The sequence below is a fragment of the Tateyamaria sp. 7Alg 36 genome, assembly GCF_059882455.1.
Genome location: NZ_CM187613.1, coordinates 45,447 through 58,726, shown reverse-complemented (window position 1 = coordinate 58,726; position 13,280 = coordinate 45,447). Strand labels below are relative to the sequence as shown.

Sequence of the window (13,280 nt, the reverse complement as noted above, 5' to 3'; positions counted from 1 at the left end):
CGCCCTCCTCCTCCCCCTCCTCTTGGCCTGAGCCTTACTTGACCGCACCTGCCGCAGTGGCTTTGCCGTCCTTGAGGGTGATGGTGATTGTGCCCTTATCTGTGTCGATGGGGGTGGTGAGGACAACGTCGAACTTCACAGTGCCCGATGGTCCCTTTGCGGATTGGGATAGCTGTACCTGACAGGTCGAGGACACCGTCATTTTCATCGCAAAGGCCGCAGGCGTGTTGAACATCAGCGCACAGGTGGGTGTTAGATCCTTTATGAACGTCTGCGTCAGATATTCATGTTCGACCAAAGTGTAGCTGACCCCGCAGGACAGCTTGACGTCGAACCCCTTGGTTTCGGTGATCCCCAGCTTTTCAAAGATACTGCGCGCAAGACTGTCCCAGACAAGGGCTGTGGCGGCGGTTTTCTTGGTCTCTTTGATCTTGCCTGTGTTTTCCTTGGTGTCCGGCAGGATAGCGCCAAACGCCTTGCCCTTGGGCACCGTGTTCTTGTTGGCGTTCTGTAGCAGCTTTTGCGTGCCCGACAGTGCGCCGGTGAATTTCAGCTTGCGCAATTCCTCGGCCTTTTCGGTCGCCTCACGCCTGGCCTTTTCCGCCTCGGCCGCTTTGACATAGGGCGCAAGGGCGCTTTTCCACGTTCCGCCTTCGAAGCCTTTGTTGATCTTGTACCCTTCGAGCCGCGTAATGTTGGCGTATTCCTCAAGACACTTGGCGACTTTGGGATCATTGCGCGGCACTTTCGATTCCGGTAATTCCACATGGGGTTGGTCCCACGAACACCACGCCACCTTGCCTTCGGCATTGACCAATGTGTTCTTTTTCATCAGCGCGACCCATTTTGTGGTCAACTCGCTTTCGGTCGCCACATGGTGGTCCTTGCCGCCAAACGCTTTGCTGATCCCCCAGACCAGCGACGCCTTCTTGCCCGGAGCGCCGTAATACAGGTTCAGGTGCCGCGCCATGTCAATCATATGCGCGCTGGCGCAGGTCTTGCTGGTCCCCTTGGAAATTAACTCGGCCTGAACACGCGGTGTCCTGTTCTGATCCACCGGATTTTTGGAATAGGTAAAATGCACCGTGGACATCTTGGCATCGTATTCGGCCAGAACCTTTTTATCCTTGGCGTCTTTCTTGTCCTTCTTGATCCATGCCGCGATCCGCGTGGCACGTTTGTCAGTCAGATATTTGTTGATGTCTGTTTCAAGTTTTTTTGCGCTTTTGGTAATTTCATTTGCTGCGGAAACCATGTTGCACTCCGGAATTCATAAAATATCCCGAAGCTTGCAGCTAGGGCCGAACCAAATCAACCCTGAATTGAAGGCCGACACCCCGTCCCTACTCGTCCGCCTCGCGGCGCAGGCGGTGTATCAGCAGCCAGACCAGCCCGACCACGGGCAGGGTCACCAGTGCCGTCAGCAGGTTCTTGGACAGGCCCGTGGGTTCTTGCAGCGGGTAAAGCAGGTAGGACACCAGCGACACCGCGTAATAGCTGATCGCGACCACCGACAGCCCCTCGACCGTGCGTTGCAGGCGCAGTTGCAGATCGGCGCGGCGGTCCATGCTTTCCAGCAGGTTCTGGTTCTGGGCCGAACGTTCCACATCCACCCGTGTGCGCAAAAGATTGGCGGCGCGCACGCCGCGCGCGCTCATCGCGTCCAGCCGTTCCTGAGCGGAGCGCACCGTGCGCATCGCGGGCTGATAGCGGCGGACCATGAATTCGCGGAAGGTCTGGCGCCCGCCATAGCGCGCCTCGCGCAGGGCCGCGATACGTTCGGTCACAATCGCCTCATAGGCCCACGTGGCACCAAAGCGGAAGGAACATTGCGCCGACAAGGTTTCAAGCTCGGCAGAAATTTCAAGCAGCGCGTGCAGTGTATCCTCGGCGCGCGAGCCCTCTTGCGACATGCTTTCCACCAGTTCGGTGAGGCGGGTGTCGAGCGCGCCCAATTGCGCCCCCATGCCCCGCACGCGGGCAAAGCCGAGCATGGACATGGATTTGTAGGTCTCGATCTCGCACAGGCGCTGCACGATGCGCCCGATACGGCGCGGGCCAGTGTCGTCCGAGGCGAACAGCGCGAAGCGCATGTGCCCCGCCTGATCAATGCGGAAATCGCCAGCCATCACGGCGGCGTCCTCCAGCACTGAACTGACGGCAAGGCTTTCTGGCACGAACCAGTCGCGCAGGCGTGTCTTGATCTCTTCAGGGCTGACGCGGTTTTCGATGCGGATCAGGATCGAGGTCACGCGCTGCCCCGGGGCCTCAGCCAGCCAGTCCTGCGGGAACGGATCAAAGGCGCGCGGATCGAACGGGCGTTGCTCCACCCCTTCGGAAAAGATCGTGTAGGTCACGAACTCGGTGTGCTGTTCCCATTTCAGCCAATAGCGCCCGATCTGCCCGTAATAATGCGTGGCATCGGGTTGCGGGTGCGGCGCGCCGTGGCGGTCCAGCAGCTTGTGCAGGTGCGCCACATCGGCGGATCGGTCACGGTTCGCCGCCATCTCGGGCTGTTTGAACGCGACATAGGCGGCAGCGCAAGGCGCTTGCATCGACGGGAACGGGCGCGCGTGCAATTCGTTTGCCAGTTGATAGCGCAGCGGATGATCTTCGACGGCTGTCATGGTGGATATTCCGGTCCCTTTTCCCCCGAATAATCGCAAACCGCGAAAACTCAAAGCATTTATTATTTTATTTCAACGCCTTATCGGAATACAACGGTATGCAGCCGACATGGGCGCCGGTTTCACGGCGTCACGCGCGCCCGCAGTTTGTCATTCAGGGGCAGCGTATCGGACTGCAAAATGCGGCGCACGAGGTCCGAGTGGCCAGTCTTGTTCGCCCGTTCCAGCAGATCGCGCACGAACACGGGATCACTATGCCGCTTGCGCAAAAGCTGGTGGAATTTGCGCGGGTTCAGCCCGCCCTTGATGGCGCGGCTGGCGATGGTCGACAGCAGGCCCATGGACTTGAGGTGCTGCGGCACGCGGTGCCCCATGAAAGCGGCGTGATAATGCTGTACCTGCGGGCCAGCAAGGCGGGCGGCATGGGCGGCGTCGGCCTCCCAGAACGGGTCATAGATCAGCTTGACGCTGGCGGCATCCGCGATGGTGCGCGCCCCGTCGACCCATGGCCCCGACCACTGGCCCAGCTTGCGCCCGTTGGGAAAGCGCGTCTCGAACGGGGCGATAGATTTGCGCAGCGTGGATTGGGGAGAGATCGCCACCACCCGCGCCCCCGGATGCACGACAGAAAACGCGCAAGCCGCATAGCCGCCCATGGACGCGCCGTAAAAGACGACCTCGTCAAAGCCTTCGAAAAAGGCGGTGTCGCGCAATTCGCGGTACAGCGCGAACATGTCCTTGTGGCGGAACCAGTCGTTCTGCTTGGTCATGTTGCCCAGATGCGACCAGCCCATTTGCGCGGCCAAACCGTGCCCCCATGGCAGGCGCGGCGGTTCGGAATGGATCGACCCGTAATGGTCGAACGTCACCAGCAGTTTGGAAGATCGCGGCATGAACACGACGCAATGGCGCGGCATGTTGCGGATAAACCCCTGCCGCCCCGACTGGACCGAGGCCGCGACTATTTCTTTCAACAGGGACACGCGGGCACAGACCATCCATTAAGTACGCAGACGGATGCCATCCTAGCCCATTTCCCGCAAAGGGCCAGCCTGACGCAAAAACACCGCCCCGAGGGTTCGGGACGGTGTCTGTACTTGTGTGAACCGGCAGGGCCGCCCCTGCCGACTGCGCGTTCTGATCAGTCGATCATCGGCAGCAGTTTGTCGATGGACGCCTTGGCATCGCCGTAGAACATGCGCGTGTTCTCTTTGAAGAACAGCGGGTTCTCGATACCGGAATAGCCTGTGCCCTGCCCGCGCTTGGACACAAAGACCTGCTTGGCCTTCCAGCATTCCAGCACCGGCATACCGGCGATGGGGCTGTTGGGATCGTCCTGTGCGGCGGGGTTCACGATGTCATTGGACCCGATTACGATGGCAACATCCGTGTCCGGGAAGTCGTCGTTGATCTCGTCCATTTCCAGCACGATGTCATAAGGCACTTTGGCCTCGGCCAGCAGCACGTTCATGTGACCGGGCAAACGGCCTGCCACGGGGTGGATGGCGAAACGCACGGTCTTGCCTGCTGCGCGCAGCTTGCGCGTCAGTTCGGCCACGCCTTGCTGTGCCTGCGCCACGGCCATGCCATAGCCCGGAATGATGACCACGCTGTCGGCCTCGTTCAGGGCGGTGGCAACACCGTCGGCTTCGATGGCAATCTGTTCGCCCTCGACCGCCATCTGTTCACCCGCAGGGCCGCCAAAGCCGCCAAGGATCACGCTGACAAAGCTGCGGTTCATCGCCTTACACATGATGTAGGACAGGATCGCACCCGAAGAGCCGACCAGCGCACCGACCACGATCAACAGATCGTTGCCAAGGCTGAAGCCGATCGCCGCCGCCGCCCAGCCGGAATAGCTGTTCAGCATGGACACAACCACGGGCATGTCCGCACCGCCAATGCCCATGATCAGGTGATAGCCGATGAACAGCGCCGCCAGTGTCATCACGAACAGCGGGAAGAACCCGCCGGTGTTGAAGTACCAGATCAGGCACAGCAGCGACAAACCCGCAGCACCCGCGTTCAGCAGGTGACCGCCTGGCAGTTTGGTGGCCGCCGAGTCGACCTTGCCCGCCAGTTTGCCATAGGCAATGACAGAGCCGGTGAACGTCACGGCACCGATGAAGATACCGAGGAACAGTTCGACCCGCAGGATCGAGATTTCGACGCCGTCCTTCTTGGCCAGCAATGCGGCAAAGCCTTCAAGCGCCTTACGCTCCATATCGTCCATGGCCAGCACGCGGCCCAGTTCGACATGCGCAATCAGCCCGACAAACACAGCCGCCAGACCGACAAGGCTGTGCATCGCGGCAACCAGTTCGGGCATTTGCGTCATCTGCACCTTGGTGGCCAGTTGATACCCGATGGCCCCGCCCATCCCGATCAGGATCACCGACAACAGCCAATAACCCGATCCCGGTCCGATCAGCGTTGCCAGCACGGCCAGCGCCATGCCGACAATGCCATACCACACGGCGCGCTTTGCGCTTTCCTGACCGGACAGACCGCCGAGGCTGAGAATGAAAAGAATTGCTGCGACCACATAAGCCGCTGTAGTGAAACCAAATTCCATGATCCCGCCCCCTTAAGATTTCTGGAACATGGCAAGCATGCGCCGTGTGACCAGAAAGCCGCCGAAAATGTTGATGCCGGTCATAAAGACCGCCAGCGCCGCCATCAGAATGACAAGGCCGGACCCCGACCCGATCTGCGTCAGCGCGCCCAGAATGATGATCGACGAAATCGCGTTCGTGACCGCCATCAGCGGGGTGTGCAGGCTGTGCGCCACACCCCAGATGACCTGAAAGCCGACAAAGACCGCCAGAACAAACACGATGAAGTGCTGCATAAAGCTTGCAGGGGCCACCAGACCCACTGCCAGCAACAGCGCCCCGCCAATGGCCAGCAGGCCGACCTGCGTCTGGGTCTGTTTCTTGAACGCAGCCGTTTCGGCGGCGCGTTTTTCCTCGTGGGTCAGTTCCTTGACCGCCGGCTTTTTCGGCGCGGCGGCAATGGCCGCGATCTTGGGCGGTGGCGGTGGGAAGGTGACCTCTTTGCCATGGGCGATGGTCGCGCCACGGATCACGTCATCTTCCATGTTGTGATTGATCACGCCGTCTTTTTCCGGCGTCAGGTCCGTCATCAGGTGGCGGATGTTCGTCGCATAGAGGCTCGACGATTGCGTCGCCATACGGCTTGGGAAGTCGGTGTAGCCGATGATTGTGACGCCGTTCTCGGTCACGATCTTCTCGTCCATCACGGTCAGCTTGCAGTTGCCGCCCTTTTCCGCCGCCAGATCTACAACCACCGAACCGGGCTTCATGGCCGCAACCATGTCCTCGGTCCACAGCTCGGGCGCTTCGCGGTTGGGGATCAGCGCCGTCGTGATGACGATATCGACCTCGGGGGCCAGTTCGCGGAACTTGGCTAACTGCGCCTCGCGGAATTCCGGTGACGAAACAGAAGCATAGCCACCCGTCGCCGCGCCGTCTGTCTGTTCTTCCTCAAAGTCGAGGTAGACAAACTCGGCCCCCATCGATTCAACCTGCTCGGCCACTTCGGGGCGCACGTCGAAGGCGTAGGTGATCGCGCCCAGCGATGTGGACGTGCCAATCGCGGCCAATCCCGCAACGCCCGCGCCAACCACCAGAACTTTCGCAGGGGGCACCTTGCCCGCCGCGGTGATCTGTCCGGTAAAGAAGCGGCCAAAGTTGTTGCCCGCCTCGATCACGGCGCGGTAGCCCGCGATATTCGCCATTGAGGACAGCGCGTCCATCTTCTGGGCGCGGCTGATCCGCGGGATCATTTCCATCGCGATGACGGTCGCGCCTTTCTTGGCGGCGGACTTCATCTTGGCCTCGTCCGCGACGGGGCTGAAGAACGAGATCAGCGTTTGCCCTTCGCGCAGGCGCTTGAATTCTGTTTCGTCCGGCACGCGGACCTTGGCGACCACATCGGCGGCCTTCCACAAGGCGGCGGCGGTTTTCACCACCTCGACGCCCGCTTTTTCATAGGCCTCGTCGGAAAATCCGGCTTCCAGCCCTGCGCCTGTTTCGATCAGGCAGGTATGGCCCAGCTTTTGCAGGGCCGTTGCGCTTTCCGGCGTCATCGCAACGCGGCGCTCTCCGGCAAAGGTCTCTTTAGGTGTTCCGATCTTCATCCGGTGCGCTCCTCCTAGCTGTCATGGCGGTCATTCGGCGGCAAAACCAGAGTGCAGAATGGCAGGTGCCGCGGGAGTGTCCACTACATTTACACTCGCGGATATACAAGACAGCCATACGCCCACTTACAGTAATAAATGCAAAGCTGTGGGCGAGATGGCGCAGTTTTCGGTCGCAAGCCGCCGCGCAGGGCGCAAGTTAGGGTCTGCTGCAGTGCAAGGGGCGGCCCCGATACGGCGCTCGCTGATGCAGGCGGAACAGCCCACTGTTCACCGGCTTCGGGCGCAAAACCCCTTTGCGCTTGGCCCTGTCCGCCCACCCATTCAGCGCAAGGCACCGACCATCGCTGCCTATCTGCCCACACCATACGCGATGCGCTTCAAAACCGGCACCCTACTGCCAACCCACCGAAACCGTTTGAATATTTTGCGCCGCCCGCGCACAATCTTTAGGCGCTTCCACCCAAAAGGACACCCAAGATGCAACACGACACCTCTCTTGACGGCAAACACGCCCTTGTCACAGGCGGCGGTACAGGCATCGGTCTGGCCATCGCCCGCGCCCTTGCCGAGCGTGGCGCACAGGTGACCATCACAGGGCGCCGCCAGTCCGTGCTGGACGATCTAAGCGGCAACGGCCTGTTCGGCATGGCGATGGATGTGCGCGACGAAGCCTCGGTTTGTGATGTCATCGCAAATGCGACTGACCTGCGCGGGCCGGTGCAAATCTGTGTGCCCAACGCGGGCATCGCCGAAGGACGCGCCGTTCACAAGACGGATATGGAGTTCTGGCGCAACATGATGGCCACCAACCTTGATGGCGCGTTCCTGACCATCCGTGAATGTCTTGGCAGCATGCGCACGACCGATTGGGGGCGGGTGATCGCCGTGTCTTCCATCGCGGGTCTGCGCGGCCTGCCCGGTGCGGCGGCCTATGCCGCGTCCAAACACGGGCTGATCGGTCTGATCCGCTCGCTGTCCGAAGATTACATGGGCCAGCCCTATACGTTCAACGCCCTCTGCCCCGGCTATGTGGACACGCCCATTGTCGAACGCAATCAAAGCGCCATTGCCAAACGCACAGGGATGAGCGCCAAAGATGCGCGCAAGGTCATGGTGGATGCTAACCGGCACCAACGCCTGCTTGAGGTCGAGGAAGTCGCCGCCGCGGCGCTCTGGCTCACCGGCCCCGGATCTCAAAGCATCAACGGCCAGAGCATCCAGATCTCTGGCGGTCAAACAGTATAAAGTCAGAAAAGAAGGGCACAGGCGCGCAGAACCACGCGCCCGTCCCCGAACAGCCTAAGCTCAGGCGGAACGCAGCATCGGTCGCGCCCGCCGCGCCTCGGCCCAATCACGGCAAGCCGCGCCAAAGGCTTCGAACAGGGGACGCGATACCGCATCATCCTTGGCGTTCCACTCAGGATGCCATTGCACCGACAGGGTGAACCCCGGTGCGTCCTCGATATAGATCGCCTCGGCCGTGCCATCGGGCGCATGCCCGTCCACCACCACACGTGGTCCAGGTGTTTTGATCCCCTGCCCGTGCAGCGTGTTGGTCAGAACCGACCGTTCCCCCATCAAGCGGTGGAACACCCCCCCGTCCGAGAATGTCACGTGATGGCGCAGGGCGAACTTTTCCTCCAGCGTGCCGTCGGGCGGCATGCGGTGGTTGTCACGGCCCGGCAGGTCGCGGATCTCGGGATACAGCGTGCCCCCCATCGCGACGTTCACTTCCTGAAAGCCGCGGCAAATCCCCATCAGGGGTTGGCCCCGCTCTACCAATGCGCGGATCAGCGGCAGGGTCAGGTTGTCACGATTGCGGTCAAACGACCCGTGGGCGGGGGTCTCTTCCTCGCCATATTCCTCGGGATGCACATTGGCGCGGCCGCCCGTGAACACAAACCCCGCGCAGCTTTCCAGCAGATCCTCCAGCGGCACCTTGTCCGGCTCGGCAGGCACCAGCAGCGGCAAACCTTCCGCCACATCCGCCACGGCCGAGATGTTGATCAGCCCAGCGGCCTGAACATCATACTCTTCGTTGATCGTGTGCAGGTTCGAAATAATGCCAATGACGGGACGGGCCATGTGATCCTCTTTATGCGCGCAACGAGGGTCTTCATAAACCCTCGCCCCGCATGTGCCTAGAGGGCCTCGCGCACAACACACTGTGCGCAAGACGCCTTTCGCGCCACTGCCTAGATTTCAGCCACAAGTCCGGTGGCGGCAATGCCCGCCTGCGCGGCGATGACGTCATTATCGGACGTATCCCCCGTCACACCCAGCGCACCGATCACCGCGCCACTGTCGTCACGGATCAGCACGCCGCCCGGCACCGGCACGACCTTGCCGCCATAAACGCCGTTCACCGCCGCCATGAAATAGGCCTGCGCATCGGCCCGCGCCATCTGCGCCCTGCCCGCCATGCCCAGCATGATCGACCCATAGGCCTTGCCCTGCGCGATCCCGAACCGTCCGGGCGATGCGCCGTCTTCCCGCTCAAAGGCCAGCACATGGCCCCCCGCATCCAGAACAATCGCCGACAAGGGCTTGAACCCCATCTCGCGGCCTTTTTCCAACGTCGCAGCAATCATCGTGCGCGCAAGATCCAGTGTCAGTCCCATCCGTTCTCTCCTCATGGTGCGAAACAAAAGGTCCATGACCTTCTCTGTTCCAAAAAATCCTCGGGGGAGCGCGAGGGGGCAGACAGCCCTCTCGCTCCCGTCCCTCGTAAATAGGATGCCCGCCCAGATGATGCAAAACCTTTACCGCCCGCCTCCGCGTGCCGGCTCCCCCTTGGCCTGCCCGCGACAGCGGCGCGAACAATAAAGGACCGTCTCCCAGTCCTTTTCCCACTTCTTGCGCCAGAAGAACGGGCGGTGACAGACGGGACAGACCTTTTGCGGCAGGTCCGACTTTTTGCGCATCTTTGCCATGCGACCGCTCCTCAGCGACTAACCATTCCGAATATGCTGTTCACCGCAGACCTAAACCGCGCGGCGCCTGTGCCAAGGTCTGCCGCCACCTTCCCCTAGTGCACCACAGGGAAGCTCCGCTTGCGGTCCAAGGGCGCGAACCCTACGTTCCGCAGTAACGCCCGCCCAGATATAAAGGCCATGCATATGCGCGACGCCGCACCCCAGACGATCTTCCTTCAGGACTACACCCCTTTCGGTTTCTCCGTGTCCGAGGTCCATCTGACCTTCGATCTCGCCCCCTCTGCCACGCGGGTCACGTCGCGCATTCGCTTTGTGCCGAACCGCGCCACGCCAGACCGCACCTTCTTCCTACATGGCGAGAACCTGACCCTCCTGTCCGCCAAGATCGACGGAGAGGCCGTGACACCGACCCTCACGGACGAGGGACTGACCTGCGACGTGCCCGACATGCCCTTTATCTGGGAGGCGGAGGTCAAGATCGACCCCGCCGCCAACACCGCGCTCGAAGGGTTGTACCTGTCGGGTGGCATGTACTGCACCCAGTGCGAGGCCGAAGGGTTCCGCAAGATCACCTATTATCCCGACCGCCCCGATGTGATGAGCACCTTCACCGTGCGCATCAACGGCCCGCACGGCACGCTCTTGTCCAACGGCAACCCCGTGGCCTCGGGCAATGGCTGGGCCGAATGGCACGACCCGTGGCCCAAGCCTGCCTACCTGTTTGCGCTCGTGGCCGGCGAACTGGTCGCCCATCGCGACACATTCACCACCTCCGAAGGGCGCAAGGTCGATCTGGCCCTCTACGTCCGCCAAGGCGACGAGGGCAAATGCGCCTTCGGGATGGAAGCGCTGAAAGCGTCGATGAAATGGGACGAAGAGGTCTATGGCCGCGCCTATGATCTGGATGTGTTCAACATCGTGGCGGTGGACGACTTCAACATGGGCGCGATGGAGAACAAGGGGCTGAACATCTTCAACGCCTCTGCCGTTCTCGCCAGCCCCGAAACCTCGACCGATGCCAATTTCGAACGGATCGAGGCGATCATTGCCCACGAATATTTCCACAACTGGACCGGCAACCGCATCACCTGCCGCGACTGGTTCCAGTTGTGCCTCAAGGAAGGACTAACCGTCTTCCGCGACAGCCAGTTTACCTCGGACATGCGTTCGGCCCCCGTCAAGCGGATCAGCGACGTGATCGACCTGCGCGCCCGCCAGTTCCCCGAGGATCAGGGTCCGCTGGCACATCCGGTGCGCCCCGACCGTTTCCAAGAAATCAACAACTTCTACACGGCCACCGTCTATGAAAAAGGGGCGGAGGTGATCCGCATGCTCAAGACGCTGGTGGGAGATGCCGCCTACGAAAAGGCGCTGGACCTCTATTTCGACCGCCATGACGGGCAGGCCTGCACGATCGAGGATTGGCTGGCCGTGTTCGAGGACGCCACAGGGCGCGACCTGTCCCAGTTCAAACGCTGGTATACCCAAGCGGGCACACCCCGCGTCGCGGTGCAGGATGATTTCAAGGACGACACCTATACGCTGACCTTCACCCAGACCCCGTCGCCCAGCGCCACCACCCCCGATCCGCAGCCACAGGTGATCCCTGTTGCCGTGGGTCTGCTGGACCCAGACGGCACCGAAGTGATGGGCACACAGGTGCTGGAACTGACCAAAGCCGATCAAAGCTTTTCCTTCACCGGACTGGCGGCCAAACCCACGGCGTCGATCCTGCGCGGCTTTTCCGCGCCGGTGGTGCTGGACTACGCGCCGGACAACGCGGCGCTGCTGGCCCATGACACCGATCCGTTCAACCGTTGGGAGGCAGGACAGAACCTTGCCCGCGCATCGCTGATGGCGACCGTGACCAAGGGCACCGCGCCCGACCCAGCGTGGTTGGCGGGTGTCGAGCGGGTGTTAACCGACGACACGCTTGATCCGGCCTACCGTGCCCTGATGCTCGACCTGCCGGGACAGTCGGAACTGGCCGCCGCATTGCACCGCGCGGGCCACACGCCCGACCCCGATGCGATCTGGTCGGCGGTTCAGGGCCTTAAACACGCGCTGTCCGATGCGATGGCCGACAAGCTGCCCGCGCTTTATGCCGCCAATCAGGTGCAGGAACCTTACAAGCCCGACGCCCGCCAATCCGGCATGCGCGCCCTTGCCAGCAGCGTGCTGACCCTGCTGACCCGTCAGGACGGCGGCGATCAGGCGCAGGCGCAATATGACGCGGCGGATAACATGACGCAGCAACTCGGCGCGCTGGCCAACCTGATCCGCGCAGGGCGCGGGGACGAGGCTCTGGCCCAGTTCGAGGCGCGCTGGAAAGATGACCGGCTGGTCATGGACAAATGGTTCGGGTTGCAAGTGATGACCGCCGAACCGGATGACGCTGCCGACACGGCCAAGGCGCTGACCCGTCACAGTGCATTCAACTGGAAGAACCCCAACCGCTTCCGCGCCACGCTCGGCGCGCTGGCGGGTCATCACGCGGGCTTTCACGCGCGCGACGGGTCGGGCTATTCCCTGCTGGCGGACTGGCTGATCAAGCTCGACCCCGTGAACCCGCAGACCACGGCGCGGATGTGTTCGGCCTTTCAAACGTGGCGGCGCTATGACGCGATCCGCCAGTCGATGATTAGCAAGGAACTGGACCGCATCGCCAGCACCCCAAACCTAAGCCGCGATACATCTGAAATGATCACCCGCATCCGAGAGGCGTAATTACCGCCCGATGCGTGCCGCCACGGCGCGCCTCGGGGTTTCCACACTATATACACGCATCCCAGAAAGGCCCCGAGACCATGACCCAACGCCCTGTTTGCCTGATCACCGGTGCCTCTGCCGGTATCGGGGCCGCCTGCGCCCGCCTTGCCGCACCGACCTATGATCTGGTGCTGAACTATCGCAGCGACACCAAGGGCGCCGAGGCGGTCAAGGCCGACGTTGAAGCCGCCGGTGGTAAGGCGGTTCTGGCACAGGGTGATGTGTCGGACCCCGCTGGCATCGCCGCTATCTACAAGGCGGTAGACGACCACTTTGGCCACATCGACGTGTTGATCAACAACGCGGGTATCGTGGCCCAAACCGCCAAGCTGACCGAGATGGATCATGCGCGCCTTGTGCAGATGATGCATGTCAACGTGATCGGCGCCATGCTGGTTGCGAAAGAGGCGGTGATACGTATGCAAGCGCAGGGCGAAGGCGGTGCGATCATCAACGTTTCCTCCGCCGCGGCGCGGCTGGGATCGGGCAACCAATATGTCGATTATGCCGCCTCGAAGGCGGCGATTGATACGTTCACTAAAGGGCTGTCGGACGAGGTCGCCGCCGACAATATCCGCGTCATGTCCCTGCGCCCCGGTCTGATCGACACCGGCATCCATGCCAAGGGCGGCGAACCCGGACGGGCGCAGCGTCTTGCCCATATGGTCCCGATGAAACGCGAGGGCACGGCCGAGGAAGTCGCCCGCGCCATCCTCTGGCTTGCCTCGCCCGAGGCAAGCTATGTCACCGGATCGACATTGGACGTCACTGGCGGACGCTAGG

Annotated in this window: 11 protein-coding genes; 3 read left to right on the top strand and 8 right to left on the bottom strand. The window is 61.8% G+C overall.

The window, feature by feature from the left end:
• Positions 1-34 precede the first annotated feature (34 nt).
• The 5 genes from AC6GQJ_RS00275 to AC6GQJ_RS00255 all read right to left on the bottom strand — a co-directional run bounded on the left by AC6GQJ_RS00275 (position 35) and on the right by AC6GQJ_RS00255 (position 6,789).
• Complete coding sequence (locus AC6GQJ_RS00275; protein ID WP_500770608.1) at positions 35-1,255, bottom strand: hypothetical protein; 1,221 nt, start codon at positions 1,253-1,255, stop codon at positions 35-37.
• 88 nt (positions 1,256-1,343) lie between these two features.
• The gene (locus AC6GQJ_RS00270; protein WP_500770606.1) at positions 1,344-2,627 is read right to left on the bottom strand and encodes a DUF3422 family protein; all 1,284 of its coding nucleotides are present in this window, start codon (positions 2,625-2,627) and stop codon (positions 1,344-1,346) included.
• A 122-nt stretch (positions 2,628-2,749) separates the two neighbouring features.
• Positions 2,750-3,610: a hypothetical protein gene (locus AC6GQJ_RS00265; RefSeq protein WP_500770604.1), complete on the bottom strand. Its 861-nt coding sequence runs from the start codon at positions 3,608-3,610 to the stop codon at positions 2,750-2,752.
• Between the two features lie 158 nt (positions 3,611-3,768).
• The gene (locus AC6GQJ_RS00260) at positions 3,769-5,202 is read right to left on the bottom strand and encodes an NAD(P)(+) transhydrogenase (Re/Si-specific) subunit beta (RefSeq protein WP_500770602.1); all 1,434 of its coding nucleotides are present in this window, start codon (positions 5,200-5,202) and stop codon (positions 3,769-3,771) included.
• A 12-nt stretch (positions 5,203-5,214) separates the two neighbouring features.
• On the bottom strand, positions 5,215-6,789 hold the full coding sequence (locus AC6GQJ_RS00255; RefSeq protein WP_500770600.1) for a Re/Si-specific NAD(P)(+) transhydrogenase subunit alpha: 1,575 nt from the start codon (positions 6,787-6,789) through the stop codon (positions 5,215-5,217).
• A gap of 480 nt (positions 6,790-7,269) precedes the next feature.
• Between AC6GQJ_RS00255 and AC6GQJ_RS00250 the strand changes: the two genes are divergently transcribed.
• Positions 7,270-8,037, top strand: coding sequence for an SDR family NAD(P)-dependent oxidoreductase (locus AC6GQJ_RS00250; protein ID WP_500770598.1), 768 nt, complete (start codon positions 7,270-7,272; stop codon positions 8,035-8,037).
• A gap of 60 nt (positions 8,038-8,097) precedes the next feature.
• Here AC6GQJ_RS00250 and AC6GQJ_RS00245 read toward each other — a convergent pair whose 3' ends face one another.
• The 3 genes from AC6GQJ_RS00245 to AC6GQJ_RS00235 all read right to left on the bottom strand — a co-directional run bounded on the left by AC6GQJ_RS00245 (position 8,098) and on the right by AC6GQJ_RS00235 (position 9,725).
• Positions 8,098-8,877 carry a gamma-glutamyl-gamma-aminobutyrate hydrolase family protein gene (locus tag AC6GQJ_RS00245; RefSeq protein WP_500770596.1) on the bottom strand — a complete coding sequence of 260 codons (780 nt, stop codon included), beginning with the start codon at positions 8,875-8,877 and terminating at the stop codon, positions 8,098-8,100.
• 110 nt (positions 8,878-8,987) lie between these two features.
• Positions 8,988-9,413, bottom strand: coding sequence for a GlcG/HbpS family heme-binding protein (locus AC6GQJ_RS00240; RefSeq protein WP_500770594.1), 426 nt, complete (start codon positions 9,411-9,413; stop codon positions 8,988-8,990).
• Between the two features lie 141 nt (positions 9,414-9,554).
• Positions 9,555-9,725, bottom strand: coding sequence for a DUF2256 domain-containing protein (locus AC6GQJ_RS00235; RefSeq protein WP_500770592.1), 171 nt, complete (start codon positions 9,723-9,725; stop codon positions 9,555-9,557).
• Between the two features lie 186 nt (positions 9,726-9,911).
• On the opposite strand from AC6GQJ_RS00235, the gene pepN reads away from it, so the two are divergent.
• Together pepN and AC6GQJ_RS00225 are read left to right on the top strand one after the other, a co-directional pair.
• Positions 9,912-12,455, top strand: coding sequence for an aminopeptidase N (gene pepN, locus AC6GQJ_RS00230; RefSeq protein ID WP_500770590.1), 2,544 nt, complete (start codon positions 9,912-9,914; stop codon positions 12,453-12,455).
• An 80-nt stretch (positions 12,456-12,535) separates the two neighbouring features.
• Positions 12,536-13,279 (top strand): SDR family oxidoreductase, encoded by a 744-nt coding sequence (locus tag AC6GQJ_RS00225; protein WP_500770588.1) that lies wholly within the window; start codon positions 12,536-12,538, stop codon positions 13,277-13,279.
• The last annotated feature ends 1 nt before the right edge of the window (position 13,280 follow it).